Consider the following 25,676-nt stretch of genomic DNA (forward strand, 5'->3'; position numbering starts at 1 on the left):
GGGTAAGTCTAGGATGAGCGCATGGATCCGGTCATGTTGGCGGTGTTGTTCGGTGGCGCGATGCTCGCCGGGTGGGTGGACGCCGTCATCGGCGGCGGTGGTCTCATCCTCATCCCGCTCATCCTCGCCGCGTTTCCGCAGATCGCGCCGGCCGCGGCGCTGGGAACCAACAAGCTGGCCGGGGTGATGGGCACGGCCTCGGCCGCGGTGACCCTGGTGCGCAAGCGCGGGGTGGACCGGTCGATCTTCTGGCGGTACGTCCCGCTCGCACTCGTCGCGTCCGGGGCGGGAGCCTCGGCGGCGAGCCTGATCAGCAAGGACGTCATGCGCCCGGTCATCATCGTGCTCATGCTCGTCGTGGGTGTTTTTGTGGCGCTGAAGCCGGCCTTCGGTTCCCCGGATGCGGTGGCGCAGTCCTCGCGCACGCGCACGCTCCTGGGCCTGGTGGCGGTCGCGGCCGTGGGTTTCTACGACGGCATCTTCGGCCCCGGCACGGGCATGTTCCTCATCATGGCCTTTACCGCTATCTTCTCGCAGTCCTTCCTCGACTCCGCCGTGATGACCAAGGTGGTCAACGTCTCCACCAACCTCGGGGCGCTGGTGGTCTTCGCCCTCGGCGGCAACATTTGGTTCACGCTGGGTTTGGCGCTGGCCGTGGCGAACGTCATCGGCGCGCAGATCGGCGCCCGCACGGTGCTCGGCGGCGGGGCGTCCTTCGTGCGTTGCGCGGTGCTCGCGCTCGTGGTCATCATGGCGTGTGTGCTGACCTATCAGCAGCTGCACCTGACCTGATCAGCCGCGACACCAGCCACTCCATCGGGCTGCGGCGGAAGAAGTGCAGCCACAGCGGGGCGAGGACGAGCGCGGTCAGCGCGCTGATGCCGAACGCCCACCAGCGGGTGTTCGGGCCGGCAGGTTTGCTGTACTTCGCTGCATCCCCGGCGCCCGCATCCGCGTAGCCGTAGAACTCCGCCTCGGCCTCGTAGAGCTCCTCCCAGGTGTCGGCCCCGGCGACCACCTCCTGGTAGCCTTCCAGCGAGGGCTCCTCCTGGGCGGAATCAGTGGCATCCGGCACGGGGAACTCGGCCTGCGTCTCGTGCTGGAGGTAGAACCCGGCGGTGAGAACGTGCAGCAGGTACACGGTCAGCGCCGCCCGGCCGACCGCACGCAGCGGCCACGTCGCGCTCACCACCGCCCGCATGCGGGTGAGCAGCAGGCACCCGAGAATGACCAGCACGGCCATCGACCCAGTGCTCAGCAGGTCGCCCAGACTTCCCGAATGAGGCAACGGCGTCAGCGCGGCGGAGAGACTGTCCGCGGGGGTGAACCCCATGGGCTCATACATGGTAGATCCGTGGTCCACCGGTGAGACGCTGTCGCCGAGGAACTGGTACCCCACCGAATTCACCCGCCACCACAGACTCAGGCCGGCAACCACCGCTGCGCCGAGCAGCACCGCCGGGATGCGCTGCGGCGCCCGCTCCTGCAGCCGAAACAGCAGCACACCCAGGGTTCCGTAGACCAGCCAGGCGGCTGGCGGATAGACGGTCATGGAGAAGCCGAAAGAGGAAGCCAGCGCGCTGGCCACCACGAGAACGACAAACACGACGGTGACGTGGCGCGTGCGCAGCCGGGGCACCCAGAAGAGGAGGAGGTAGATCAGCGCCACCGAGGTGAGCACTTGCGCGATCGAAGGAACCGCGGAGATCGCCGATCCGAGGAGAAACAGGATCACCCCCCGGATCAACAGCGGCGCAGGGCTCTCGGGGGCCCGGGAATGAATGAGCGCGAGGGAGAAACCGGCGACGACGGCGAAGAGGGTGGAAGGGAAGCCGTCGATTAGTGTTCCCACCCTGCTGAGCGGGTCGGCGAAGTGGGCCAGCATCATGCCCAGAATCGCCAGGCCGCGGGCGAGATCAATGCCGTGGATGCGCAGGTTCATGCATCGAACCTACATGCGGTTCTTCGTCCGCGCGGTAGCCTGCGCGCTCCACGGATCCTCCGGCCAGGGATGTCTGGGGTAACGCCCGCGCATGTCCTTGCGCACGCCCTCATAGGGCCCGGACCAGAAGCTCGCCAGGTCGTCGGTCACCGCCAGCGGCCGGCCCGCCGGGGAGAGCAGGTGGAACTGCACCCGCACGCCGGCGCACTCCGGAGAAGTCGCGAGCCCGAAACACTCCTGCAGCTTCACCCGCACCACGGGCCGCCCCTCCGCGTAGGAGATCCGGGGAAACGATCCGCTGGGCACGCTGAGGCGCTCCGGCGCGAGCTCCCCGATCCGCGTGGAGTCGGGCCACGGCAAAAGGCGTTGCATGGCGGGGTACATGTCCACGGTGCTTATCGACGCCCCGTTGCCCACCTTCTGCAGCTCCGGGCCGAGATCCACGCCCGAGGGGTCCGGCCAGGGCTCCCCGATCTGCTGGTGCAGGAAGGCCAGGCGATCGCGCAGCGCGGCGGCCTTCTCGGAGAAGGTGAAGTCGTCGAGGGCGACGGTCTTCGCCAGCGCCTCGGCGGCCTGGGCGGCGGGAACCTTCACCGGGGTGGAGCTCAGCTCGATGGCACCGGTGCGGCGCACCCGGCGCCCGCGGACTCTGCCGCCGACGAGCGAGGCCTCGAGGTCCTCCGTCACGCCGACCGCTTCCAGCGCCTCGGCCTCCGAGAGGTGCGCGCCGGCCCGGATGGTGGAGTGCTGGCCGGTGCGTGAGACGTCGGCGACCGCCAGCCACTCCGAGCCGTCCAGACCCAGGTCCGCTGGCAGGCGGGCGCGGGTTCCCGAGGCGAGCAGGTACTCGTCGCCGGAACGCCGGGCCACCCACAGCGGGTAGGCCGCGGCGACGACCGGGCCCGGGGCAGCGGGGCCACGGTCGCCGACCAGCGCCGCCAACCGTCGCACCTGCCGCTCATCCGGCCGGGCGCGGGCCACGTCGCCCCGCGGCGAGTCCGCGAGAACGGCCACAACCCCGGCCGCCCGGGAGCCGTGGCGCAGCAGCGCGGTGGCCAGCCGCGGGTCCAGGGGCAGGAGAGAGAGCCGGCGGCCGTGTTCGGTGGGTAGGCCGTCCGCGTCGACGGCGCGGAGCGCACGCAGGGTCTCCTCGGCGTCGGCGATGGCCTGGGCGGGCGGGGGATCGAGAAGCGGCAGGCCGTCTCCGCGCGGGGTGCCCCAGCACGCCATGGTCAGTGCGGCATCGGTGAGGTCGGAGGTGGCGATCTCCGGGGTGATCGCCGGCGTGAGGTGCCGGTACTCGGCCTCGCTGAAGGCACGGATGACCAGGCCGGGGCCCTCCCGGCCGGCGCGCCCGGCCCGCTGATCGGCGGTGGAGCGCGCTTCCGAGACGGTGACCAGGCCGGTCATGCCGCGGGTGGCGTCGCGACGCGGCACGCGCGACAGACCGGAGTCCACCACGATGCGCACGCCGGGGACGGTGAGGGAGGACTCGGCCACGGCCGTGGAGACGACGATGCGTGGCGTACCCGTGTCCGTGAGCGCGGCGTCCTGCTTCTGCGCCTCGAGGCGGCCGTGCAGCGCCATTGCCCGCGGACCGGCGGCGGCGACCACCCGCTCCACCTCGCGGACACCGGGGACAAACACCAGGGCGGACTCGCCTCGCTCGGCCACGGCGTCCGTGGCCAGGCGGGCGAGGTGGGTGTAGAAGTCCGTGCTCTGCTCCAGCCGGCCCGGGTGTGGGGCGTGGCGGTACTCCAGCGGGTGGGTCACCGCAGGGGTGGAGAGCACCTCCGCGCCGCCGAGCAGGTTGGAGTAGCGCGCCGCGTCGAGGGTGGCGGACATGGCCACCAGGCGCAGGTCGTCGCGCAGCTGGGCCAGCTCGATGAGCATGCCCAGGACCAGGTCGGTGTCGGTCTGGCGCTCGTGCACCTCGTCGACGATGACCCCGCTGATTCCCTCGAGTGAGGGGTCGGCGAGCAGCCGGCGCAGCAGCACACCCGGGGTCATGAACTCCACGGCCGAACCGTCCTTGTGGTCCCCGCGCATGGAGTAACCCACCCGCTGACCCAGGCGGGAGCCGTCGAGAGAGGCCAGGCGACGGGCGGCGGCGCGCACGGCCACGCGCCGGGGAGCAGTGACCAGCACCTTCCCGCCCGTGTGGTTGGCCAGCGCGGGTGGGATCAACGTGGTCTTGCCCGTGCCCGGGGGTGCCTCGACGACCAGCGAACCGGTGGACTCGATCAGCCCCGGCAGGCGGGAGACGGTCTCGGCGACCGGCAGGCCCCGGCCGATCGCGGCGAGATCAAACGTCAATGTCGTCGCGCTCCAGCGGCGAAGTGCCGTCGTTAAGCGTCCTCACCACCCTGCCGGGCACGCCCATGACCAGCGAATCATCGGGGATGTCCCGGGTGACCACCGTGCCGGCGGCGATGACGCAGCGGTCGCCGATGGTGACGCCGGGCATGACCGAGACCCGCGAGCCGAACCAGCAGGATTCGCCGATGGTGATGGGTTCGGCGATCTCCCAGCCGGCGCGGCGCATCTCCAGGTCCTGGACCGGGTGGCCGACCGTGATGAGCTCGCAGTTCGGGCCGAAGAGGGTGCGGGCGCCCACGGTGATCGGCGCGCAGTCGATGATGGTCATCCCGGTGTTGATGAAACATTTCTCGCCGAAGGAGAGGTTGGCGCCGTACTCGATGGACATCGGTGCCCACCATTCCGGCACGTGCGAACCCTCCGCGAGGATCCCGCGGAGCATCTCGCCGGCACGGGGGATGTCGACGTTGCCCAGCGCGTTGACCTCCCGCAGAACTTCGCGCACACGTGCGTGCATCGCCTCGAGCTCGTCGCTGCCGGGGGTGTACCACTTTCCGGAGCTCATCCGCTCGAACGTGCGGAAGCGCGGATCCCACCTCTCCGGGCTGGTCGGGTCAAACCTAGGATCAGTCATGATCCCCATTGAACCCCAGGAGGCCCGCGACGTGCCAACACTCTTTGATTCCCTCGACCGTCCCGCCCGCCGCGTCGGCCCCGGCATCGCACATCTTCCTGGCTGGCTGCGTATCGACGACCAGGCCCACCTCGTCGCCCGGGCCCGCGAGATCGCGGCGGGACTGGCCGGGACCCCGCTGGGGATGACCCGCCCGGTGACCGCCGGAGGACAGATGAGTGTGTACATGCTTTCGCTGGGGCATCACTGGCGGGCCCGTCCCTACGGCTACGTCTCCGAGGTGGACGGGGTGGCGGTGCCGCCGCTGCCCGGGGAATATACGCAGCTCGCGCGCGCCGCGGTGGCAGCCGCGGCGGGGGTCGCCGAGGAGCTGGAGCCGTGGGCGGGGGAGAGCTACCGCCCGGAGGCGGCGCTGGTGAACTACTACCGCCCCGACGCATCGATGGGCATGCACGTCGACGCAAACGAATTCTCGACGGCGCCGATCGTCTCGCTGAGCATCGGTGATGAGGCGGTGTTCCGGATCGGCGGCACGGAGTCACCCAACAAACCGTGGGACGAGGTCACGCTCATGAGCGGCGATCTCATCGTCTTCGGAGGGCCCGCGCGCGGGGCCTACCACGGGGTACCCCGGATTCACCCGCACACGGGACCGGCTGGGACGGGGCTGAAGGAGGGCCGGATCAACATCACGATCCGGCAGGTGGAGCAGTGAGAACCTAGGCGATGACAACGCCGCGCTCGGCGAACCAGGGCACGGGGTCGATGGCTGCGCCGCCACCGGGATGAAGCTGGAAATGCAGGTGGGAACCGGTGGAGAAACCTTCGTTGCCCATGCCGGCGATCTGCTGGCCAGCGACGACCTTTTGGCCGACGCTGACGTCGAGTGTGGACATGTGGCCGTAGACAGCAATGGATCCGTCATCGTGCTGGATGCGGATCCAATTGCCGTAGCCTTGGGCTGGGCCCGAGTCGATGACGGTGCCGCCCATGGCCGCAAGAATCGGGGTACCGATCGGCCCAGCAATATCCATGCCTGAATGCATAGAGCCCCAGCGCATGCCGAATCCGGAAGTGAAGACACCCTCGGCGGGCTTGACCACGTTCGCGCCGGTGATGCCGGCGGTGGTGAGGCCCTGTGCCTGGCCGACGGCCTCGACGGCGGTGGCCTGAGCTGCGGCGGCGGCCTCGGCGGCGCGCTCGTTAGTGGCCTGGACGGCCTTGTTCAACTGATCGTCGAGGCCGGTAACCGGCTTGTACTCAGCGATGCTGAGCACCTGCGGGGCGGAGGTGCTGGCGGACTCGGGAAGTGCCTCGGCGTCGGCGGCCAGCGTGTAGTCTGCGGCTGGGGCGGGCTGATCCTGCGCGTCCGCCTGCAGCGCGCCGGCGGCTGCGCCGCCTGCACCGGCCATGGAGATCGTGCCCGCGGCGGTGGCGGCGAGCGCCACGCGACTCTTGAGGGTCTGCGAGGTGGTGATCTTGCGGTGCCGGCCGACGGACGGACGCGAGGAGTTGCTGCGCATAGAGGATCTTTCCGTGAAGTGCGTCCGTCGCGGAAGAGACGGGCGGGGGTTCTAGTCGAGACTCAATTGTAACGGTTTCGTTACTTGGCTCCGTCGAGGATAACGATTCGGACTCGGGAGCGCAACACGTTCCCCGGGCAAAGTTCTCAAAAAGATCACATCTAGCGTTTTCCCAGCTGGCACGCCGTTTCCGACCAGGGTGGTGCCAAGATATAGAGATAATCCGCGGCCGCGATGACGATCCGGTGGGCCATTTGTGTGATGAGTGGGGCTGGCGTGAGAGGAGTGACGAGAGCGTGCGATGATGATCACCATGACTGACTCCAGTGTTTCCCGCGTCGCAGTAGTCACCGGCGGATCCGCCGGCATCGGGGCCGCCGCCGCCGAGGCGCTCGCCCACGACGGCTGGCACGTCGTCGTCGCCGCCCGTCGGCTGGACAAACTCACGGCCGTGGCCGAGCGGATCGGCGGCACGGCGGTGGAACTGGACGTGACGGACCAGGCGAGCGTCGATAGTTTCGCCGCTGGCCTGGACCGGGTGGACCTGCTGGTCAACAACGCCGGCGGCGCCCGGGGGCTCGAGCCGCTGGCGGAGGCCGACCTGGAGAAGTGGCAGTGGATGTACGACACCAACGTCCTCGGCACGGTGCGTGTGACCCGGGCGCTGCTGCCCAGGCTGCGGGAATCGGGGGAGGGACTGATCATCAACATCGGCTCCAAGGCGGCGCTGGACCCCTACCTCGGCGGCTCCGGCTACAACGCCGCCAAGTTCGGCCTCAAGGCGCTCACGCGGGTGACCCGCCTGGAGGAGATCGACGCCGCTGCCGGCGTGCGGGTCACGGAGATCGACCCCGGCCGGGTGGCCACCGACTTCTCCCTCATGCGTTTCGACGGCGACGAAGCCCGCGCCCGGGCCGTCTACGAGGGCAAGGAGAACCTCGTCGCCGAGGACATCGCCGAGGCTATCCGCTGGGTCGCGTCCCTCCCGCCGCGGGTCAACATCGACTCGATGAACATCATGCCGAGGGACCAGGGCTAGCTCTTCTCCGCAGCCGGTTAGACTCGCGGCCATGACGGAACATGTCGCAGTCAGCGGAGAGAGCATCAAACTCGGGCAGTTCATCAAGCTCGCCAACCTCGTGGAATCGGGAGGGCAGGCCAAGGAACTCATCACCGACGGCGCCGTGACGGTCGACGGCGAGGTGGAGACCCGCCGCGGCCGCACCCTGCGCGGCGGCGAGGAGATCCGCGTCGGTGACGCCAGCGCCATCGTCGGCACCGAGGCCGAGGGTGACGACGACTACTTCGACGAGGCCACCGCCGACGACGACTTCGACCCCGAAAAGTGGAGGAACCTCTAAACCATGCCCGCATTTCAGGCCCAGGGCGGCATGCCCTACTGGATCGACCTGCGCACCTCCGACCCGCGCAAGTCCAGTTACTTCTACTCCAAGCTCCTCGGCTGGGAGATCGCCGCCGAACGCGAGGACTCCCCCTACCTCATCGCCCGCATGGGCGGCCTGCCCGTCGCCGGCTTCCTGCCCAACGATGGCGCGACGCCCGACTCGTGGGTGACCTACTTCCTCGCCGATGACATCGAGCAGGCCGGGCGCGACATCGCCACCGCCGGCGGCCGGGTGCTCGCCGACCCCACCGACGCCCAGCTGGGGCTCATGAGCGTCGCCGCCGACGCCGCGGGTGGGCTCTTCGGCCTCATCGAGCCCGCCGGGGAGGACGCCTTCGTCGCCGCCGGCGAACCCGGCACCGTGGTGTGGCACGACTACTCCGCCACCAGCAAATTCGACGAGGTCATGGACTTCTACCACGCACTCTTCGGCTGGAACATGGTCACCGTCGAGCACGAGGACTACGGCTACACCACCGTCCTCGCGGACGGCGCGGCCTTCGCCGGCATCCGCAACGCCGCCGACGCCTTCCCGCCCGAGGTGCCCAGCTTCTGGCAGTCCTTCCTCGGCGTCGCCGACGTGGATGACGCCTGCCGACGCGTTGACGAGCTCGGCGGCGAAGTCATCCGCGCCCCCTTCGAGTCGGAGTTCGGCCGCCTGGCCATCGTCGCCGACTCCACCGGCGCCACGGTGACGCTGTGCGCGGTGGATGAACCCGTCTTCGAGGACGAACTGCGCGAGTCGGACGACCTCTTCGACCTGTGATCGACCTGCCCGATGTGGCCGAACGCGTGCTCACGGCCGTCGACAAGCTCTCCGGCGCGGAGGTGACCACCTACGGCGACCTCGCCGCCGTGGTGGGCACCGGGCCGCGGCAGGTGGGTGGGATCCTGCGCGAGTACGGCGCGCTCACCGAATGGTGGCGGGTGGTACGTAGCGACGGCCGTGGCCACGACGCCGCCCGGGCCAGCGAGTTCTGGGACGCGGCGGGGATCGGGCACCGGGACGGCCGGGTAGATCTGAAAACACACCGAGTGGAATGGGGAGAATGAATCATCCGGCGACCTGGCTGGGCGCGGCGATCATCGCGGAGATCGTGGCCACGCTCTCGTTGAAGGCCGCGCTGAACATCCCGTGGCTGTACGCCGTCGTGTTGATCGGGTACGTCGCCGCGTTCACCTGCCTCGACCGGGTGCTGCGCCTGGGCATGCCCATCGGGGTGGCCTACGGCATCTGGGGCGCGGTCGGCGTCGCGGCCACCGCGCTGCTCGCGCCCGTGCTGTTCGGCGAGCCGCTCAGCGGGCTCATGCTCGCGGGCATCGCCATCATCGTCGCCGGGGTGCTGTGCATCGAGCTCGGCGGGCGGGAGAAGAAACGATGAGCTGGCTCTTTCTCGCCCTGGCCATAGCGTTTGAGGTGTCCGCGACGATGAGTCTGCGCATGGCGGCGGCCGGACGTCGTTGGCTGTACTTGCTCGTCGCCGCCGGATACGTCACCTCCTACGTGTTCCTCTCACTCACCCTGACCGCGGGCATGGCGCTCGGCGTGGCCTACGGCATCTGGACCGCCACCGGCGTCGCCCTCACCGCGATCCTGGGCCGGGTGTTCTTCGGGGAGAAGTTCACCTGGGTGATGTCGGTGGGCGTGGTGCTCATCATGATCGGCGTGATCATGGTGGAGACGGGGTAACGCCTGGGTGCTGGCCGCGATAGTAGGGGCAGGTAACCCCTACTTTCCAGGAGAAAACATGAAACGCACCGTTGCCCTCGGACTCCTCACCGCCGCCACCATCAGCCTCGCCACTCCCGCCACCTCCGTCGCCCAGGAACAGGCTGCACCCGGAGCGAGCTCGCAGGCGTGGGTGGACAACTCCTCCGTGTGGGGTGATGCCGGATTCTGGCTGTACAACCCCGCGATCGCCCTGATCACCCCCCTCATCGCGCCGTTCCTCTCTCTGTTCCTCTCCACCAGCAATGACCGGCTGGGTGCGTTCTGGGGCTCCAGCGACATCCCGTTCCTCGGCCGCTCCTAGTCTCCGCGGCGTACGCTCGCCGCCATGACCACCTCCACCCGCGCCATCGGTGCCCACGGTCCCGGACGTCCCCTCGAACCGCTGGAAATCACGCGTCGAGAGCTGCGTAACGACGACATCCAGATCGCCATCCAGTTCGCCGGAGTCTGCCACTCCGACATCCACACCATGAACGGCGACTGGGGCGAGCGGCAGTGGCCGCTGGCCCCGGGGCATGAGATCGTCGGCATCGTGTCCGCGGTCGGTTCGTCGGTGACGGCCTTCACCGTCGGAGACCGGGTGGGTGTCGGCTGTTTCGTCAACTCCTGCGGCGAGTGTGATCCCTGCAGCCAGGGGGAGATCTCCTACTGCGAGCGCGGTGCCGTGGGAACCTACGGCGACGTCGACCGGTTCTCCGACGGCGAATACACGCAGGGCGGCTACTCCAGGTCCATCGTCGTGCGGGAATCGTTCGTGCTGCGGATCCCCGACGGCCTCGACCCCGCAGGCGCGGCACCGCTGCTCTGCGCGGGCATCACCACCTACTCGCCGCTCAGGCACTGGAACGTTGGCCCCGGCTCGCGCGTCGCGGTCGTCGGCATGGGCGGCCTCGGCCACGTCGGCGTGAAGATCGCCCTGGCCATGGGTGCGGAGGTCACCGTCTTTTCCCACTCCGACCGCAAGCGCGACGACGCCCTCGCCTACGGAGCCAAGGATCTCATCGCCACCCGCGACGGGCTGCCCAGGGAACTGCGCAAGCACTTCGACTTCATCCTCAACACGGTCTCCGCGGACATCGACATCAACGCCTACCTCGGCCTTCTACGTTTCGACGGCACCCTCGTCCAGCTCGGCCTCCCCGGCGAACCCATGAAGATCCGCGCCGGATCGGTGGTCAACCGGCGGGGCTCCCTGGCCGGATCACTGGTCGGCGGCATCCGCGAAACCCAGGAGATGCTCGACTTCTGCGGCGAGCACGGCATCACCGCCGACATCGAACTCATCTCGGCCGACCGGATCAACGAGGCCTACGAGCGCACCGTCGCCGCCGACGTCAGGTACCGCTTCGTCATCGACGCAAGCACTATCTGAGTTTGGTTCCGCGGGCTTTGCGACGCTTGTCCAGCCATGAGCGCTGGTCAGGCCGTCCGGGAGTATGCGGCTGCATACTCCTGGGTTGTCGGGGCGCTCGTTTGTTCACTATGCCGTGGCCATAGTCCTGCGCCGCAGCGTGGAGGGCTGTCGATTATGCGGCTGCATACTCGCAGACCACTGCAGGGCGCGCGTCCGTACGCCTTATGAGGCGAAGACTTTCAGAAGGGCGTGCCTCAAGAATCCGACCATATATTCCGCAAATCGGTCACTTTTAGGGGTATTGCATAACCCGGACAATGACAGTTCGTTGGCACTTCTGCTTATACTCCGGAGAATGAAAAAGATTCTCGCTATTGCGGCGGCCCTCGCCGTTTTCGTCGGACTCGCCGCCGCCCCGGCCGCCTCAGCGCAGGATCTTGGTGCGGTTCCGGGCCGGACGCAGGTGGCCATCCAGTACACCGACGGAACCAGGGCCGGCACCGCCAACGCCCATGAGTCCCGTCCGGCACTGTCGCTGTCGAAGCTCTACCTCGGCTACTGGGTGCTGAAGTATGGCGCCCCGGAGGACAAGGCGCAGGTCTTCGAGATGATCCGCGTCAGCCACGACGGCATCGCCTCGAACCTCGACGCCCGGTACCCCCAGGCCATCCCGGCGATCATTCGCGACTACCAGCTGGGGGACACCCGGTACGGGGCCGTCCCCTGTTTGGTGGACACGCTGACCCTGGCCCAGAATGGGCCGGAGAATGCGAGAGACCACCATGCCGAAGAACACCTACACCGATGAGTTCAAAGCCGACGCGGTCCGGCTCTACGAGGACACCAAGGGCGCTTCTTTTTCCTCAATCGCCGTGGACCTCGGCATCAGCCGGGCGACGTTGAAGAACTGGGTCTACGCCGCCCGCAGGGCCCGCGGCGTCCCGCCCAGCCGCACCGCCGAGGACCCCACCGACGAGCTGCTGCGCCTGCGCAAAGAAGTCCAGCACCTGCGCTCGGAGACCCAGAAGCTTTCCACCGAGCGCGATATCCTGCGCAAGGCCGCGAAGTATTTCGCGGGAGAGACGACCTGGTGATCCGCTTCCAGTTCGTTGACGACTACGCCACCACCTACTCGGTGAAGCGGTTGTGTCATGTCCTTAATCTGAACCGGTCAAGCTTTTACAAGTGGCGGGACGGCAAGCCTGCCCGCAGGCAGCGCCAGCACGCCGATGAGGTGCTGGTGGCCCAGATGCGGGACTACCACGAGGAGTTCGATGCCACGATCGGAGTGCGCCGCATGACCGCCGAAATCAACGACACCGCGCCCACGCCGGTCAACCACAAACGCATCGAACGTCTCATGCGCCAGCACCAGATCGCCGGGGTGAACCTGCGCAAGAAGAAACGCACCACCATCCCGGACCAGGACGCGAGGGTCTTCGACGACCTCGTCGGCCGAGACTTCACCGCCGAGGACTGCAACCAGCTCTATATCGGCGACATCACCTACTTGCCCTGCGGGAAAGGAGAATTCATGTACCTGGCCACGGTCATCGACGTCTGTTCCAGGCGTCTGGTCGGCTACTCGCTTGCGGACCACATGCGTACCAGTCTCGTCCAGGACGCGATTGAGGACGCGGCACGCACGAGAGGCTCCCTGGACGGGGCAATATTTCACTCGGACCACGGCAGCGTCTATACCTCCTCAGCGTTCCAGACCACGTGCCGGAGGCTGGGGATCCGCCAGTCGATGGGCCGGATCGGATCGAGTGCGGATAACGCGATGGCTGAGTCGTTCAACGCCTCGCTGAAGCGGGAGACGCTGCAAGGTTCTGGTGGTTGGGCGTCGCCGGTTCAGTGTCGACGGGAGGTGTTCCGGTCGATCACGAGGTACAACACATGTCGTCGGCACTCCGGGATCAGTTACTTATCGCCGAGAGCTTTCGAACACTGCGCCGCGGCTGTTACCGTGGCACCCGCTGCTTGATCAATCCTGCGTGTCCACTCAAAGGGGGACACCCCCCCACTCCCATTCTGGCGTACACGCCCAGTTGGATGCACTGCTGTCCGCGGACCCGCAGGCGATGTTCGCCGAGCTGGTCCGTGCCGGCCTGCAAGCGCTGATCGAGGCCGAGGCCGCCACCAAGATCGGGGCCGACCGTTACGAGCGCTCAGAGGGCCGCACAACCCACCGCAACGGGCACCGCACCAAGACGGTCTCCACGCCAGCCGGTGATATCGAGGCCCGCATCCCGAAGCTGCGCTCGGGTTCGTTCTTCCCGGCCCTGCTCGAGCGTCGCCGCCGGGTCGACCGGGCCCTGTACGCGGTGATCATGCAGGCCTACGTGCACGGCGTGTCCACCCGCGGGGTCGACGACCTGGTTCGCGCACTCGGCGTTGACACCGGCATCTCCAAATCCGAGGTCTCTCGCATCTGCGCTGACCTCGACGCCGAGGTGGAGGCGTTTCGCACCCGCACGCTGGCGCACACCCAGTTCCCGTACGTGTTCGCCGACGCCACGTTCTGCAAGGTTCGGATCGGTGCGCACGTGGTCTCGCACGCCCTGGTCGTGGCCACCGGAGTCTCCGTCGACGGCACCCGCGAAGTGCTCGGCACCGCCGTCGGGGACAGCGAATCCTATGAGTTCTGGTCGGACTTCCTGCGCTCGCTCAAGGCCCGCGGCCTGACCGGGGTGCACCTGGTCATCTCCGATGCCCACGCGGGCCTGAAAGCGGCCGTGGCGCAGCAGTTCGTCGGGGCTGCGTGGCAGCGCTGCCGGGTGCACTTCATGCGCAACCTGCACGGCGCTGTCGCGTCCAAGCACGCCCCCGCGGTGACCGCCGCCGTGAAGACGATCTTCGCCCACACCGACCCCGCTGACGTGGCCGCACAGTGGGACCAGGTCACCGACACGTTCGCCGACTCGTTCCCCAAGGTCATAGCGATGATGCGGGAGGCCAAGACCGACGTGCTGGCCTTCACCGCATTCCCGAAAGGGCACTGGCAGAAGATCTGGTCCAACAACCCGATCGAGCGGCTGAACAAGGAGATCAAGCGCCGTGCTGACGTCGTGGAGATCTTCCCCAACCCGGCCGCGTTCCTACGGCTGGCAACCTCGGTGGTCATCGACCAACACGACGAATGGCAAGTCGGCCGCCGCTACCTGTCAGACACCTCGATGGCTGAGCTCCGAGCCGTCATCGCCGCCAAGCAACAAGCCCTCGACACCGGTAGTGGTTATGATCAACCCACGGAACTCGTTGATCACTGCGACTGACCAGACACCGATCCGAATTCCACCACGCCACGGGGCACTATCGCTTTGGCGTTGGCACGAATCCTGGACCTGGGGCCCGACCTTCTGCCGGAACTGGCTCCACCGCCAGACACAGACAATCACCACTCCACGCGACACACTCTGCGACCAGACCTAACTGCATGCACTTCACCACAGTCCGGCGCGCCAGGCCAGTCGCCAGTTTTCGTTTCGTCCAATACTTGCACAGTCCTATATGGACTGTTACGTTCGTGACGTGGAACTCCGCCAAGCGATTCTCGGCCTCCTGTCACTGAGACCCTCGACCGGATACGACCTCGGTCGAGCTTTCGCCGGGTCAGTTGCCCACTTCTGGTACGCCGACCAATCGCAGATCTATCGCACTATCGACCGACTATCCGCTGACGGCGCAATCGACACCGAACGCATTCCGCAGGACCACAAACCCGACCGGAAGGTTCACACCCTCACCGACGCCGGCCGCGAGGAGTTCATGGCGTGGCTCGAATCCCCGCTCGAACCCGAACGCCACAAGGAGCCGTTCCTCGCTCGGATGTTTTTCGCCGAGCCGCTGGGTCCCGACGGCGTTGACAGCCTGCTGACCGAACGCCAGGAAGCAGCCGAGAAGATCCTCGACACCCTCCGCTCCATCCACGCCACCGAGGACACTTGGGGAGAGTTCCTCCGTGAATCCACCCTTCGTTACGGCATCACACAGGCGGAGTCCGAGCTGGAATGGATCGCCGCGACCCGAGCACGAAACGACCGATTCAGGAGCCCCCGATGATGGATTACCCCGACGAACGTGGACCCCACACCGGGGAGACCATCATCTTCCTGCACGGCGGGAACATGGGCGGCTGGACCTGGGCCGGGCAGGTGGAAGCGTTGCCCGATCGGCATCTGCTCATTCCCGACCTTCCCGGCTACGGACACCGGGCATCGCAACCCTGGCCCGGGGTGGCCGAGGCCGCCGACGACATCGCCCGAATAATTCGCGAACGCGCCGTTGACGGCCGCGCCCATATTGTGGGGCTCTCGCTGGGCGGCCATGTGGCACTGCATCTCCTCCAGCGCCACCCCGATGTTGCACTGTCCTGCGTCGTCAGCGGTGTGACCGCCATCGGCCTGAGTCGCTGGGAGGGTCGCAGCGTCGGCCTCACCGTTCCGCTGTGGCATCGCCGATGGTTCTGGCACCTACAGTCGTTCGCCTTCGGCATCCCCGCCGCGGACCGCACGCTGTTCGTCGACTGCGCCACCGCCCCGGATTCGGCGTCAAACAAGCGGATGTTCTCCGAGATACGGGAGGGAACCTTGCCGCAGGGCGCCTTCAGTTACCCGGGCCCGCTCCTGGCCGTGGCGGCCGAGCGGGAGTCCGCCTCTGCGGAAAAGGCCTTTCCCGCGATCAGGGCCGCACTGCCCCAGACGCAGACCTGGATCGCTCCCAAGCTGCATCACGCGTGGAGCGTCGAGGATCCGGACCTGTTCACCCGGATGGTCACCACGTTCGCCGATTCCGGCCAGTGGCCTTAGACGTGAAGGTCATAGTGAAAGATGTGGGTCCCCAATCAAGGGGTCAGGCTATCGAGTAAACAAAACCACGGCCCATAGCCTCCACGTGCCCCACAAATATCTTGGCTTCTGCTAGGTAATTCATGACGTAGTCGCATTCAGAAGCTCTGGACTCTTCCGAATCATCTTTGAATCTAGTGAAGTGGGGCACGAAGTCCGCCTCGGTGAGCTGATTTAGATCATCTGCAATCGCCGACACTTCCGACGGAAGTATCACACGTCTCCACGCCTCCCATTCCATTCGGTGCTGTTGCAAAGTTCGGGCGACAGGAAGACCTGCGTGAAATAATCACAGCCATGGGCATCTTCTCCGGTCGTCATTCCCCCGTGAAATCATCCTGTGGGCGGTCCGGTGGTACTGCCGCTACGGGCTCAGCTACCGCGATCTGGAAGAAATGATGACCGAACGCGGCGTACCGGTCGATCACAGCACCATCTACCGCTGGGTCCAGAAATATGCTCCTGAGCTGGACAAGCAGACCCGGTGGTACCGACAAGTCCCGGATTGGCAGGCCCGGTCCTGGCGGGTGGACGAGACCTATATCCGGGTCGGGGGAAAGTGGTGCTACCTCTATCGGGCCATCACCGCGGGCGGGCATACCCTGGATTTTTACCTGTCCCCAAAGCGTAACGTCGCCGCAGCGAAGCGTTTCCTGGCCAAGACCCTGAGGTCGAACACGATAACCGGGTCCCCGCGGGTGATCAACACCGATAAAGCACCCTCCCTGGCCAGGGCAATCGCCGAGTTGAAGTCAGAGGGAATCTGTCCGCAGACCGTGGAACACCGGCAGGTGAAATACCTCAATAACGTCATTGAAGGAGATCATGGGCGGCTGAAACGGATCCTCGGACCGAAGGGGGCGTTCAAAAACCGGACCTCGGCGTACCGGACGTTGAAAGGGATGGAAGCGATGCACTCATTACGGAAAGGCCAGGGCGCGATGTTTGCCTACGGGCAACCGAACCCGGATGCGGTGATCGTCAGCCGCGTGTTCGAGGCTGCCTGAGAACGCCGACCCGCAGCGAGCATCAGAGGATGAAGACTGGGTCGTCACGGCTCTCCGCCTGAAGTTTGCAACAGCACCAGCGGTGTTCGTAACGGCGAACTAGCTCGCCAGTGGCGCGATCGCGAGCCAGACAGCACTGACGCCCGCGACGATGGTCTCACCTGCGGTCGGCGCTGCGATGCTCGTGGCATACGCGGTCATCGCGGCGATTCTCGCCGTCTTCGTTCCCCTTCGGCGAGACCTGAGGTGACCGGACCCACGGTCTCGCCGAACGGGAGCCGCTATGGCTGCGCATACGCGCTCGCGTAGTCCTCGCTGGGGGCCACGGGCTGGATGATGTCGAGCAGCACACCGTCGGGGGCAGCAACGATGAAGTGCCGCTGGCCGAAGTCCTCATCGCGAAGCGGTAACACCACGTTCACATCTGTCTTGCCGGCCAGCTGCTTGTGGACGGCATCGACGTCGCTGACTTCGAGGTTGACGATCACTCCTCGGGGAAGCTCACGGTATCCGGCCGGCACCGTGGAGTGATCGTGAGCCAAGATCGCCAGCTCGAACGCGCCCGAGCGCAAGCTGACATACCAGTCCGATTCAAAGGTCGTCTCGAAACCGATGACGTCGCGGTAGAAGGACGCCGCGGCGTCGACATCGCGAGACATGAGCACGGGATAGAGGCTGGTGATGGACATTGTACTCCTTTACGTACGATGTGAATGTAACGAAGCCAGCATACATACACACTGTACGTAAAGGAAGAGGACCATGCCCCGCGCCTCCGCAGCCGACGCCGCCCAGACAGCCCAACGCATCCTCGATTCGGCGAAAGAGCTCTTCTCGGTACGAGGCTTCAGTGAAGTCTCCGTCGACGACGTCGCCCGGGACGCCGGGGTCACGCGAGGAGCGGTCTATCACCACTACCGGAACAAGGTCGCATTGTTCGCCGAGGTCGTCGCCCGCCTCCAAGCCGACGTCGCACGAGCCGTCGTCGCGGCAGCGGAGAATGCAGACCCGCAGCCTCTCGAACAACTCAGGGCCGGGTCGCACGCGTTCCTCGATGCGATCACGAACGGGGCCGCCATGCGCATCCTGCTCATCGATGCACCTGCGGTGACCGGCTGGCAGGAGTGGCGCCGACTCGACGCGGAGAATTCGGCGACGCATCTGCGAGAGGCACTACGCGAGGCGGGAGTTGGAGAGGAGATCCTCGATGCGTCGACCGCGCAGCTCTCCGGCGCAATGAACGAGGCAGCCCTCTGGACTGCCCATCACGATGACATCGACCTGGCTCGCCGGCAGTCCCACAGGGTTCTCGACAGACTACTCACGGCCTACGTCTCGTAGACCCGGCCCTGGAGCGTGGGCGAGCTTTCCAGAGATTCGCACGATGTCGAGAACCCGTCGACCTCACCCCACCAGACTGCCGCGAACCTCACGATGCATATGGGAGACACGCCCTAGATAAAGCGGCGATCTCCTTCGCCCGGCAGAAGAGACTCTGCCGTTTCCTGGCCGGTCAGTTGCTGGGATCACCGCTAACTCAAGGGGGTTGGTGGGGGCGGAGTCGTACCTTTCAGTTCATGATGTTCCGACACACCCGGGAGTCCCCAGGGGGTGACCACCAGATCGGTGTCTGTAGAACGCAACCTGGAAAGGAGGAAAACCTTAACCCCCTTACCAGGAGCTGTCTTCATTTTGAACGGGATCCCCTCAGAGGAGTCCCGACCGATGGCTTCGGTTAAGGAAGCGAAATCTTCTGCCAATGCGTGAGAGGCATGGAATCTAGCAGGACCTAACGAAACCTTCCGGTTAAGTATCCTCATTTTGAGATCGTAATTGTCTACAAGAAACGAGACACCCGTTTCAAGTTGTTCGATAGTCTCCCGTTCGACGTCGGATGCTAGAGTCCCGTTAAAACTTTCGATAAAAGGGTGAAAAACTAGTTTGCCATCTAGAAGTAACCGGGCAATTCTTACTTCTAACCGTTCGCGTAAAGAAACCGATTCTGGAACAGGGAAAACAACACCGTCCGCTGGATCATCTTCTCGATTGCTGTGCCCGTGATCGTCCCTGGGGCGATGATGGCCAGCGACACGCTCGCTGACGAGATCATGGCGCAGTTCGGCGCAGCGTCGCCGGAAGCATTCGTTAATCTCACCGCGCTGGAAGGGACCGGATTTGGGCCCATCCTGACCTTGTTCCTCTCCGGTGTAGCCCTGGCTGGTTCTGCTGTGCAGATCCTCGCGCTAGTCACGCGAGTCCTGGTCATTCCGATTGTCGCCGGCCTTACTCCACTCTTCGCTGCCCTGTCTTTCACGGAAACCGGACGCCAAGGTCTCAACCACTTGGTGGCCTACCTCTTGACAGGAATCGCATTTAAACCCGTCAGTGCCCTTCTCTACTCGGTGGTCCTGTGGAACGTGTCTGATAACCAGAGCGGCCAGGACGTGAGCGCAGCAGTGATCAACGCACTGATGATTGGTCTGGCGGGATTCACCGCGCCCGCGCTCGTGCGCGCGATTGTCCCACTGGCGGCTCAGGCAGGCGGAGGAGCAGCAGCGCCGATGCTCAGTGGTTCCATGGGTGCGGTCGGTGCATTGGGTGGTGGTGCTCTGGGTGCGGCTGCAGGAGCGGCGACATCAGCTAGCGGCAAGCTTTTCCTCGTTCAGAGGAGGAACGGGCTCTGGCGGTGGTGGAAGCACCGTGTTGACGGTGCTGTTGCAAAGTTCGGGCGACAGGAAGACCTGCGTGAAATAATCACAGCCATGGGCATCTTCTCCGGTCGTCATTCCCCCGTGAAATCATCCTGTGGGCGGTCCGGTGGTACTGCCGCTACGGGCTCAGCTACCGCGATCTGGAAGAAATGATGACCGAACGCGGCGTACCGGTCGATCACAGCACCATCTACCGCTGGGTCCAGAAATATGCTCCTGAGCTGGACAAGCAGACCCGGTGGTACCGACAAGTCCCGGATTGGCAGGCCCGGTCCTGGCGGGTGGACGAGACCTATATCCGGGTCGGGGGAAAGTGGTGCTACCTCTATCGGGCCATCACCGCGGGCGGGCATACCCTGGATTTTTACCTGTCCCCAAAGCGTAACGTCGCCGCAGCGAAGCGTTTCCTGGCCAAGACCCTGAGGTCGAACACGATAACCGGGTCCCCGCGGGTGATCAACACCGATAAAGCACCCTCCCTGGCCAGGGCAATCGCCGAGTTGAAGTCAGAGGGAATCTGTCCGCAGACCGTGGAACACCGGCAGGTGAGATACCTCAATAACGTCATTGAAGGAGATCATGGGCGGCTGAAACGGATCCTCGGACCGAAGGGGGCGTTCAAAAACCGGACCTCGGCGTACCGGACGTTGAAAGGGATGGAAGCGATGCACTCATTACGGAAAGGCCAGGGCGCGATGTTTGCCTACGGGCAACCGAACCCGGATGCGGTGATCGTCAGCCGCGTGTTCGAGGCTGCCTGAGAACGCCGACCCGCAGCGAGCATCAGAGGATGAAGACTGGGTCGTCACGGCTCTCCGCCTGAAGTTTGCAACAGCACCCTTCTCGGTCTGTGACCATCCGGTTGTGAAGGCATCGGCGACGACGCCACGCTGGGTGGCCTTCGCCGCATACCACAACCAGATGATCGAGGCGGCAGTGTCTTCGGTCTCCTCATCGGAACCCTGAACGGCGTTGGCCAGGAGCTGGCAGAAGACCAGGAAGGCAGCGGTTGGTCCCTCTTCGGCCAGTGCCCGACGGGTCAACTCGTCTGCGCGCGACTTGAACTGGGTGGTCACGTGCTCGGCGGCGGCGACCAGCAGGGCGTCCTTGGTGGCGAAATGGTGCTGGACGGCGCCGATCGAGATGCCTGCCTCGGCGGCCACCCGGCGTACTGACAGGCCGTCGAGGCCGTCGCGGACCAGTACTCGCACCACAGCGTCCATCACCAGCTGTGCTCCCCGCGCCGCGTGCGCGGGGTTGTGATCGTGCGCGGCCGTCGTTACATTGCCCATACGGTCGTATGGTACCCAAGGAGGATGATGTCGTGAACCGATACCGCGCCGGAGCGGTGGCCTGGATGGCCAGCGCCGTGCTGTTCCCTGTGCAGCTGCTGGTCGCGCTGCGGTGGCCCCAGGGGTACTCAATGACTGACAATGCCATCAGCGACCTCGGTGTCACCATCTGTGGACAGTTCTCTGAACAGGGCAAGCAGATGCGCGACGTCTGCTCTCCGTGGCACCCGCTATTCAACGCAGGCATGGTCGCCTCCGGTGTGTTGATCATGATCGGCGCGGTGTTGCTGCACGGCTGGTGGGACAGTCGCGCAGGACGTGCCGGAACGATCTTGATGGCGCTGACCGGGCTCTTGGTTGCGATAGTCGGCCTGGCACCGTGGGATACGCATCCTGACGTGCATGACGGCGCCGCGCTCGGCCAGGCAGTCGCGCAGTGGCTGGCCATGGGACTGCTCGCCATGGTCGCTGGACCAGGACACTTCCGCCGGCTCACGATCGTGGCGCTAGTGGTGTCACTGGTCGGCTTCGCAGCGTTCGTCGCGGCGCTGGAGGGCACCGAGGTGCCCTGGTTGGGTTTCGGCGGCACCGAACGACTCTCCTTTGACATCCTCAGCATCTGGACGGTCCTCGTAGGAGCAACTCTCCTGATGGGTCGCGGCCTTCGCGATCAAGCTCCGACGCCTGCTGAACGGCCTTCGGTCCGAACACGAGGAACGTGATGCTCACCGTTCCCGCTCAGGGATCGGCTTACGGAACACCAGCCAGCGCAGCCCCACCAGCTGTGACTTTGTCCGCTAAATGGCGTGACATCTTGATCGCTGTGTGGCGCCCTCAGAGTGTCCACTCGTGAGACGCGTCGCCGGTAGGGTGAACAGGTATGAAACCCGCCTGTCTCACAAACGCATCAACGACAGACGGTGACACCGCTCTGGCAGGCCTTCTACTCAACTCCTTGCCGCTCAAGCGCCCCGTCTATGCCGCCTGTCTCGCCACAGTCGGCCCGGCAGGCACTCGCATCGCCACGATCGGGTGCGACCTGCAGAAAACGTTCCACATCGGTTCAATCAGCAAAGCCCTCAACGGCTTGATCTACACCGACATGGTGCAGACCAGGCTGATCTCACCGCACGACCGGCTCGAAGACTACCTCCCCCTGGCCGGAACAGCTGCCGGTGAAGCGACTTTGGAGTCCTGTCTGACCCACACCTCAGGACTGCCTGCCACCGGCGGGGGAATCCGCTCAGCAGCCCGAGCGCTCAGTGCTGTACTGACAGGTGGTGATCCACAACCCGAGAACCTCGCCGATCTGATGAACCAACTTCGCCGATCGCGTGTCCGTCATGCCGGGCGCTTCAGCTACTCCAACCTCGCTGCCTCAGCATTGGGCCACGCGTTAGCGGCCGCCGACGGGGCGGACTACCCGACGCTGGTGCGAAACAGGCTGACGATACCGCTGGGGTGTTCACGCCTGCGCGCTCAGCAACCTGCACAGCGAAACCTCCCGCATGACCTCAACGCTGTCACCGTGTGGGGCACTGACCAACTGCCCTGGACCGGGCAAGGCTATGGACCGGCCGGAGTGATCAGGGGAAGCGCCCATGATTTCGCCACGGTCATGTCAACCCTTCTCGCCGATGACTGTGTCTACGAGGATGCTTTCCGAGTGCGCTTCACTGATGACACTGAATCTGTCGCGGCGGGGTGGTTTGTTGAAGACAGATCCGATCGACCCCTGGTGTGGCACAACGGTTACGCCTCCGGATTCGGCGCTCACATGGTGCTGGATCGCCAGCGCCGACGAGGGGCGTTCATCTCGGTGGTCAGCCCGTATCCCGACGCGGACATCGAGCCCGTCGCGATGACAATGCTGGATGCGGCGGTGGGTGCTGTTGCAAACTTCAGGCGGAGAGCCGTGACGACCCAGTCTTCATCCTCTGATGCTCGCTGCGGGTCGGCGTTCTCAGGCAGCCTCGAACACGCGGCTGACGATCACCGCATCCGGGTTCGGTTGCCCGTAGGCAAACATCGTGCCTTGCCCTTTCCGTAATGAGTGCATCGCTTCCATCCCTTTCAACGTCCGGTACGCCGAGGTCCGGTTTTTGAACGCCCCCTTCGGTCCGAGGATCCGTTTCAGCCGCCCATGATCTCCTTCAATGACGTTATTGAGGTATTTCACCTGCCGGTGTTCCACGGTCTGCGGACAGATTCCCTCTGACTTCAACTCGGCGATTGCCCTGGCCAGGGAGGGTGCTTTATCGGTGTTGATCACCCGCGGGGACCCGGTTATCGTGTTCGACCTCAGGGTCTTGGCCAGGAAACGCTTCGCTGCGGCGACGTTACGCTTTGGGGACAGGTAAAAATCCAGGGTATGCCCGCCCGCGGTGATTGCCCGATAGAGGTAGCACCACTTTCCCCCGACCCGGATATAGGTCTCGTCCACCCGCCAGGACCGGGCCTGCCAATCCGGGACTTGTCGGTACCACCGGGTCTGCTTGTCCAGCTCAGGAGCATATTTCTGGACCCAGCGGTAGATGGTGCTGTGATCGACCGGTACGCCGCGTTCGGTCATCATTTCTTCCAGATCGCGGTAGCTGAGCCCGTAGCGGCAGTACCACCGGACCGCCCACAGGATGATTTCACGGGGGAAATGACGACCGGAGAAGATGCCCATGGCTGTGATTATTTCACGCAGGTCTTCCTGTCGCCCGAACTTTGCAACAGCACCTCTCGTAGTAATCTACAGCCTGCCCTAATCCTTCCAGGCCAGCATCTCCCGTGAAGAGCAGCCGCCGTTCGTCGCAGCGTAGAAGCATGACGACTGAGGTTTCGTTGCGCGGGGAAGTCTCGCCATCCTCATCGAGCGTTTCCGGGGGATACCAGGTCTGCGTTTTGCTAAGCGGATCAGTTGCGTTCGTCGATACCAGGGACGATGCAGCGAGATATCGTTCCAGGGCCGCCCGGAGGTTGTTTTCCTCGTCCAGCTGTTCGGCAAGCTTGCTTTCGCAGAAAGATTCCGACGGGCCCAGAATGAGTACCTGGTCCTCAAATCTGGACAACCCGGTGAAAGGCTCGGTGACCTTAGTTCCGTGTTTTTTCGCCGTGGCGATTAATTCATCTACAGCATCCAAATTAGTGAAATTCCCCAACGACTGGGCATGAAGTCGGGGCTGGTGGATCAAAAGTTCGTCCACATCAAGCTGCTCCACCACTGTTTTCAGACCATTCAGATGATCAGTATCCGGGTGTGTACTGACTACCAGGTCGACGTGCGTAGTGCCATAATATTTGCCCACATGATCGACAACATCTTGTCCCACATCTGAGAAACCAGCGTCGATTACCATCACCCGCTGGGAACCATCTTGTGCCCGGGTGAAGCGAACTGTGATGGCATCACCGCTCTTCTCGCTCGGGCCGTCGGCGGCCTCCACGGGAAGAAAATCCACTTCGTACACGTCATGCTCCTCTAGCGCTTGTGGCTCACTGTGCTGGTGAGCAGTTTTATTCCGATTCTCTAACCGACCAGTACCAGGTACGCGGTGCGCCTGCCGTTTTCTACCTGCGGTACCTCACCAATTGAGATGAAGTTATGCATGGAGGTCAGGGTTTTTCCGCTGCCGGTACTTTGCAGTGTCGATTATGTTGCCGATGCGATTGCCTTCTGCATCTACAACTTCAAGGGTGGAAATATGCTTGCGCAGGTAGTCGGCTTGGTCGTTGGTCGGCCCGAACTGAGTGGCGTAGAAGTCGGCGATCCCCTCCGGGTAAGTTGCAATGGCGGCGGGCCATTCCTTAGCCCGAGCTATACCCTCCGGATTGATATGGATTGTCATATGGGCGTCATCGGCGATGATGTCGGTGACTGCTTGGGCGAGAACCACGCCCGCCTCGGAGCGATTTCGAATCCAATCTCGAACAATTTTTTCAGGGGCAGGGAAGTTAACCACCGTCCCACCTTTCTGTTTCTGTAGCACTTGGTTAGTTCCAGCCTATCGACAAGCTGGCACCCCCACCTGTGACTCTCAACTTCGTTTGGCGGGATTTCGCAGGTTCGTTTGGCGGTGTCAGGTGATGCCGATGACGAGGGTGGATCGGGCGGCTTCGACGACGTCGTCGGTGATGGTGTTGAGCTCGTTGATCTGCATGATGCGCTCCATCTGCGTGAACAGTCTGTCGACGAGGCGGAAGTTGCCGCGGGTGATCCGTGCGATCGCGGCGAGGGCTTGAGCGTCGGTGAAGTCGTCGGGGTCGAGGGGGTGCCCGTATTTGGGCCAGCGACGTTCGAGCACGAATCGCAGTTCGTCTTTGCTTAGTGGCCGGTATTCGTGTGCGAATCCGACGCGGCTGTAGAGCTGCGGGTAGCGGCTGAATCTCTTCTCGATCCCGGGCATGCCGATGAGGATGACGGCGACGTTGTCGCGGTCGTAGTGGTCTCGCACCATTTCCAGGGCGGTGGCATTGAGGCGGTCGGACTCGTCGATGATGATCAGCTCGACGTACTTGCGCAGGTTCCTGGGTCGTGTCTGCAGCTCGCCGGTGTTGATCAGATGCTCGTCGATGCACGCAGATACCTGGACCGTCAGGCCGGTGAGATCGTCTCTGACCTGACGCGGAGTGCTCAGGACCGCGGGGGTGTAGAAGACTGTCCGTTTCCTGGCCAGCGCGGCATAGATCGGGAAATCGGAGTCATCGCGTGGTCCCCATTCCTCGAGGAGTCGCTCGGCTTTGTGCCAGTTCGCATACCGTCTGGCAGACAGTTGAATATTCGCTTTACTGGGGTCCACCGGTCGCGTGTCCGGGGGCCGGCAGGCTGAGGACGGGTTCGTAGGCGTCGGGGCCACTCGTGGTGCGGTCGGGGGCCACCACGCTTACGCTCCTCCCGCCGTGTGTATAGGGCACACGGC

Annotated in this window: 28 protein-coding genes and 2 pseudogenes; 20 read left to right on the top strand and 10 right to left on the bottom strand. The window is 64.8% G+C overall.

Annotated features, from left to right (window positions below; all coding sequences use genetic code 11):
- The first annotated feature begins 21 nt into the window (after positions 1–21).
- Positions 22–792, top strand: coding sequence for a TSUP family transporter (locus tag CDOO_RS00585; RefSeq protein ID WP_018022886.1), 771 nt, complete (start codon positions 22–24; stop codon positions 790–792).
- Here CDOO_RS00585 and CDOO_RS00590 read toward each other — a convergent pair.
- Genes CDOO_RS00590 through CDOO_RS00600 form a run of 3 tightly spaced genes read right to left on the bottom strand, consistent with a single transcriptional unit; the run spans position 749 to position 4,826 of the window.
- Positions 749–1,942 carry a heparan-alpha-glucosaminide N-acetyltransferase domain-containing protein gene (locus CDOO_RS00590; protein ID WP_018022887.1) on the bottom strand — a complete coding sequence of 398 codons (1,194 nt, stop codon included), beginning with the start codon at positions 1,940–1,942 and terminating at the stop codon, positions 749–751. The genes CDOO_RS00585 and CDOO_RS00590 overlap by 44 nt on opposite strands.
- Positions 1,943–1,951: 9 nt before the next feature.
- Positions 1,952–4,258: an ATP-dependent RNA helicase gene (locus tag CDOO_RS00595; protein WP_018022888.1), complete on the bottom strand. Its 2,307-nt coding sequence runs from the start codon at positions 4,256–4,258 to the stop codon at positions 1,952–1,954.
- Positions 4,248–4,826: a sugar O-acetyltransferase gene (locus tag CDOO_RS00600; RefSeq protein ID WP_018022889.1), complete on the bottom strand. Its 579-nt coding sequence runs from the start codon at positions 4,824–4,826 to the stop codon at positions 4,248–4,250. The genes CDOO_RS00595 and CDOO_RS00600 overlap by 11 nt, the downstream gene beginning before the upstream one ends.
- Positions 4,827–4,893: 67 nt before the next feature.
- On the opposite strand from CDOO_RS00600, the gene CDOO_RS00605 reads away from it, so the two are divergent.
- Positions 4,894–5,610 (top strand): alpha-ketoglutarate-dependent dioxygenase AlkB family protein, encoded by a 717-nt coding sequence (locus tag CDOO_RS00605; RefSeq protein WP_018022890.1) that lies wholly within the window; start codon positions 4,894–4,896, stop codon positions 5,608–5,610.
- A gap of 4 nt (positions 5,611–5,614) precedes the next feature.
- Here CDOO_RS00605 and CDOO_RS00610 read toward each other — a convergent pair whose 3' ends face one another.
- Entirely contained in the window at positions 5,615–6,418 is an 804-nt protein-coding gene (locus CDOO_RS00610) for a M23 family metallopeptidase (protein WP_018022891.1), read from the bottom strand.
- A 313-nt stretch (positions 6,419–6,731) separates the two neighbouring features.
- On the opposite strand from CDOO_RS00610, the gene CDOO_RS00615 reads away from it, so the two are divergent.
- The 14 genes and pseudogenes from CDOO_RS00615 to CDOO_RS00685 all read left to right on the top strand — a co-directional run bounded on the left by CDOO_RS00615 (position 6,732) and on the right by CDOO_RS00685 (position 16,766).
- Positions 6,732–7,457, top strand: coding sequence for an SDR family oxidoreductase (locus CDOO_RS00615; protein WP_026159489.1), 726 nt, complete (start codon positions 6,732–6,734; stop codon positions 7,455–7,457).
- A 31-nt stretch (positions 7,458–7,488) separates the two neighbouring features.
- A complete protein-coding gene (locus CDOO_RS00620) occupies positions 7,489–7,779 on the top strand; it encodes an RNA-binding S4 domain-containing protein (protein ID WP_018022893.1) in 291 nt (96 codons plus the stop codon).
- Between the two features lie 3 nt (positions 7,780–7,782).
- The gene (locus CDOO_RS00625; protein ID WP_018022894.1) at positions 7,783–8,589 is read left to right on the top strand and encodes a VOC family protein; all 807 of its coding nucleotides are present in this window, start codon (positions 7,783–7,785) and stop codon (positions 8,587–8,589) included.
- A complete protein-coding gene (locus tag CDOO_RS00630) occupies positions 8,586–8,876 on the top strand; it encodes an MGMT family protein (protein WP_018022895.1) in 291 nt (96 codons plus the stop codon). The genes CDOO_RS00625 and CDOO_RS00630 overlap by 4 nt, the downstream gene beginning before the upstream one ends.
- Complete coding sequence (locus tag CDOO_RS00635; protein WP_018022896.1) at positions 8,873–9,205, top strand: DMT family transporter; 333 nt, start codon at positions 8,873–8,875, stop codon at positions 9,203–9,205. Before CDOO_RS00630 ends, CDOO_RS00635 begins: the two co-directional genes overlap by 4 nt.
- A complete protein-coding gene (locus tag CDOO_RS00640) occupies positions 9,202–9,513 on the top strand; it encodes a DMT family transporter (RefSeq protein WP_018022897.1) in 312 nt (103 codons plus the stop codon). The genes CDOO_RS00635 and CDOO_RS00640 overlap by 4 nt, the downstream gene beginning before the upstream one ends.
- Before the next feature lie 58 nt (positions 9,514–9,571).
- The gene (locus CDOO_RS00645; protein WP_018022898.1) at positions 9,572–9,856 is read left to right on the top strand and encodes a hypothetical protein; all 285 of its coding nucleotides are present in this window, start codon (positions 9,572–9,574) and stop codon (positions 9,854–9,856) included.
- 24 nt (positions 9,857–9,880) lie between these two features.
- Positions 9,881–10,927, top strand: a complete 1,047-nt coding sequence (locus CDOO_RS00650) for an NAD(P)-dependent alcohol dehydrogenase (protein WP_018022899.1) — start codon at positions 9,881–9,883, stop codon at positions 10,925–10,927.
- A gap of 337 nt (positions 10,928–11,264) precedes the next feature.
- Complete coding sequence (locus tag CDOO_RS00655) at positions 11,265–11,717, top strand: hypothetical protein (protein WP_018022900.1); 453 nt, start codon at positions 11,265–11,267, stop codon at positions 11,715–11,717.
- A protein-coding gene (locus CDOO_RS00665) for an IS3 family transposase (protein ID WP_425389143.1) occupies positions 11,692–12,896 on the top strand; the annotation gives its coding sequence in 2 pieces (ribosomal slippage) (positions 11,692–11,986 and positions 11,986–12,896; 1,206 coding nt in all). Before CDOO_RS00655 ends, CDOO_RS00665 begins: the two co-directional genes overlap by 26 nt.
- A gap of 97 nt (positions 12,897–12,993) precedes the next feature.
- A complete protein-coding gene (locus CDOO_RS00670) occupies positions 12,994–14,187 on the top strand; it encodes an IS256 family transposase (RefSeq protein WP_425389146.1) in 1,194 nt (397 codons plus the stop codon).
- 256 nt (positions 14,188–14,443) lie between these two features.
- A complete protein-coding gene (locus tag CDOO_RS00675; protein ID WP_018023091.1) occupies positions 14,444–14,974 on the top strand; it encodes a PadR family transcriptional regulator in 531 nt (176 codons plus the stop codon).
- Positions 14,971–15,720 (top strand): alpha/beta fold hydrolase, encoded by a 750-nt coding sequence (locus CDOO_RS00680; RefSeq protein ID WP_020384715.1) that lies wholly within the window; start codon positions 14,971–14,973, stop codon positions 15,718–15,720. The genes CDOO_RS00675 and CDOO_RS00680 overlap by 4 nt, the downstream gene beginning before the upstream one ends.
- A gap of 336 nt (positions 15,721–16,056) precedes the next feature.
- Positions 16,057–16,766: pseudogene (locus tag CDOO_RS00685) on the top strand (IS6-like element ISCef5 family transposase).
- A 281-nt stretch (positions 16,767–17,047) separates the two neighbouring features.
- Here the strand turns inward: CDOO_RS00685 and CDOO_RS00690 are convergent.
- Positions 17,048–17,455, bottom strand: coding sequence for a VOC family protein (locus tag CDOO_RS00690; protein WP_018023075.1), 408 nt, complete (start codon positions 17,453–17,455; stop codon positions 17,048–17,050).
- 73 nt (positions 17,456–17,528) lie between these two features.
- On the opposite strand from CDOO_RS00690, the gene CDOO_RS00695 reads away from it, so the two are divergent.
- Positions 17,529–18,107 carry a TetR/AcrR family transcriptional regulator gene (locus tag CDOO_RS00695; RefSeq protein ID WP_018023074.1) on the top strand — a complete coding sequence of 193 codons (579 nt, stop codon included), beginning with the start codon at positions 17,529–17,531 and terminating at the stop codon, positions 18,105–18,107.
- Between the two features lie 1,421 nt (positions 18,108–19,528).
- Positions 19,529–20,238: pseudogene (locus tag CDOO_RS13430) on the top strand (IS6-like element ISCef5 family transposase).
- Here CDOO_RS13430 and CDOO_RS14160 read toward each other — a convergent pair.
- Entirely contained in the window at positions 20,152–20,769 is a 618-nt protein-coding gene (locus tag CDOO_RS14160; protein ID WP_081957024.1) for a TetR/AcrR family transcriptional regulator, read from the bottom strand. The pseudogene CDOO_RS13430 and the gene CDOO_RS14160 sit on opposite strands and share 87 nt — an antisense overlap.
- Before the next feature lie 32 nt (positions 20,770–20,801).
- Here CDOO_RS14160 and CDOO_RS00715 point away from each other — a divergent pair, with 32 nt between their 5' ends.
- Both CDOO_RS00715 and CDOO_RS13440 read left to right on the top strand, forming a co-directional pair.
- Positions 20,802–21,491: a DUF998 domain-containing protein gene (locus tag CDOO_RS00715; protein WP_026159522.1), complete on the top strand. Its 690-nt coding sequence runs from the start codon at positions 20,802–20,804 to the stop codon at positions 21,489–21,491.
- 158 nt (positions 21,492–21,649) lie between these two features.
- A complete protein-coding gene (locus CDOO_RS13440) occupies positions 21,650–22,819 on the top strand; it encodes a serine hydrolase domain-containing protein (RefSeq protein ID WP_081957025.1) in 1,170 nt (389 codons plus the stop codon).
- On the opposite strand, the gene CDOO_RS00720 is transcribed toward CDOO_RS13440, so the two are convergent.
- The 4 genes from CDOO_RS00720 to CDOO_RS00730 form a co-directional block, all read right to left on the bottom strand.
- Positions 22,733–23,443: an IS6-like element ISCef5 family transposase gene (locus tag CDOO_RS00720; protein WP_038573139.1), complete on the bottom strand. Its 711-nt coding sequence runs from the start codon at positions 23,441–23,443 to the stop codon at positions 22,733–22,735. The genes CDOO_RS13440 and CDOO_RS00720 overlap by 87 nt on opposite strands.
- A 13-nt stretch (positions 23,444–23,456) precedes the next feature.
- The gene (locus CDOO_RS14055) at positions 23,457–24,227 is read right to left on the bottom strand and encodes a ComEC/Rec2 family competence protein (protein WP_155861413.1); all 771 of its coding nucleotides are present in this window, start codon (positions 24,225–24,227) and stop codon (positions 23,457–23,459) included.
- Between the two features lie 132 nt (positions 24,228–24,359).
- Positions 24,360–24,719, bottom strand: coding sequence for a hypothetical protein (locus tag CDOO_RS00725; RefSeq protein ID WP_038573141.1), 360 nt, complete (start codon positions 24,717–24,719; stop codon positions 24,360–24,362).
- Between the two features lie 117 nt (positions 24,720–24,836).
- Positions 24,837–25,556: an AAA family ATPase gene (locus CDOO_RS00730; protein WP_018023084.1), complete on the bottom strand. Its 720-nt coding sequence runs from the start codon at positions 25,554–25,556 to the stop codon at positions 24,837–24,839.
- Positions 25,557–25,676: the final 120 nt, after the last annotated feature.

This window comes from Corynebacterium doosanense CAU 212 = DSM 45436 (assembly GCF_000767055.1).
In the GTDB taxonomy this organism is placed as follows: domain Bacteria; phylum Actinomycetota; class Actinomycetes; order Mycobacteriales; family Mycobacteriaceae; genus Corynebacterium; species Corynebacterium doosanense.

Excerpts from the sequence above, each read along its gene's own strand:
- CDOO_RS00585 (WP_018022886.1), top strand. The coding sequence starts at position 22 with ATGGATCCGGTCATGTTGGCGGTGTTGTTCGGTGGCGCGATGCTCGCC.
- CDOO_RS00590 (WP_018022887.1), bottom strand. The coding sequence starts at position 1,942 with ATGAACCTGCGCATCCACGGCATTGATCTCGCCCGCGGCCTGGCGATT.
- CDOO_RS00600 (WP_018022889.1), bottom strand. The coding sequence starts at position 4,826 with ATGAGCTCCGGAAAGTGGTACACCCCCGGCAGCGACGAGCTCGAGGCG.
- CDOO_RS00605 (WP_018022890.1), top strand. The coding sequence starts at position 4,894 with ATGATCCCCATTGAACCCCAGGAGGCCCGCGACGTGCCAACACTCTTT.
- CDOO_RS00610 (WP_018022891.1), bottom strand. The coding sequence starts at position 6,418 with ATGCGCAGCAACTCCTCGCGTCCGTCCGTCGGCCGGCACCGCAAGATC.
- CDOO_RS00615 (WP_026159489.1), top strand. The coding sequence starts at position 6,732 with ATGACTGACTCCAGTGTTTCCCGCGTCGCAGTAGTCACCGGCGGATCC.
- CDOO_RS00620 (WP_018022893.1), top strand. The coding sequence starts at position 7,489 with ATGACGGAACATGTCGCAGTCAGCGGAGAGAGCATCAAACTCGGGCAG.
- CDOO_RS00625 (WP_018022894.1), top strand. The coding sequence starts at position 7,783 with ATGCCCGCATTTCAGGCCCAGGGCGGCATGCCCTACTGGATCGACCTG.
- CDOO_RS00635 (WP_018022896.1), top strand. The coding sequence starts at position 8,873 with ATGAATCATCCGGCGACCTGGCTGGGCGCGGCGATCATCGCGGAGATC.
- CDOO_RS00640 (WP_018022897.1), top strand. The coding sequence starts at position 9,202 with ATGAGCTGGCTCTTTCTCGCCCTGGCCATAGCGTTTGAGGTGTCCGCG.
- CDOO_RS00645 (WP_018022898.1), top strand. The coding sequence starts at position 9,572 with ATGAAACGCACCGTTGCCCTCGGACTCCTCACCGCCGCCACCATCAGC.
- CDOO_RS00650 (WP_018022899.1), top strand. The coding sequence starts at position 9,881 with ATGACCACCTCCACCCGCGCCATCGGTGCCCACGGTCCCGGACGTCCC.
- CDOO_RS00655 (WP_018022900.1), top strand. The coding sequence starts at position 11,265 with ATGAAAAAGATTCTCGCTATTGCGGCGGCCCTCGCCGTTTTCGTCGGA.
- CDOO_RS00670 (WP_425389146.1), top strand. The coding sequence starts at position 12,994 with ATGTTCGCCGAGCTGGTCCGTGCCGGCCTGCAAGCGCTGATCGAGGCC.
- CDOO_RS00680 (WP_020384715.1), top strand. The coding sequence starts at position 14,971 with ATGATGGATTACCCCGACGAACGTGGACCCCACACCGGGGAGACCATC.
- CDOO_RS00690 (WP_018023075.1), bottom strand. The coding sequence starts at position 17,455 with ATGTCCATCACCAGCCTCTATCCCGTGCTCATGTCTCGCGATGTCGAC.
- CDOO_RS00695 (WP_018023074.1), top strand. The coding sequence starts at position 17,529 with ATGCCCCGCGCCTCCGCAGCCGACGCCGCCCAGACAGCCCAACGCATC.
- CDOO_RS14160 (WP_081957024.1), bottom strand. The coding sequence starts at position 20,769 with ATGGGCAATGTAACGACGGCCGCGCACGATCACAACCCCGCGCACGCG.
- CDOO_RS13440 (WP_081957025.1), top strand. The coding sequence starts at position 21,650 with ATGAAACCCGCCTGTCTCACAAACGCATCAACGACAGACGGTGACACC.
- CDOO_RS00720 (WP_038573139.1), bottom strand. The coding sequence starts at position 23,443 with ATGGGCATCTTCTCCGGTCGTCATTTCCCCCGTGAAATCATCCTGTGG.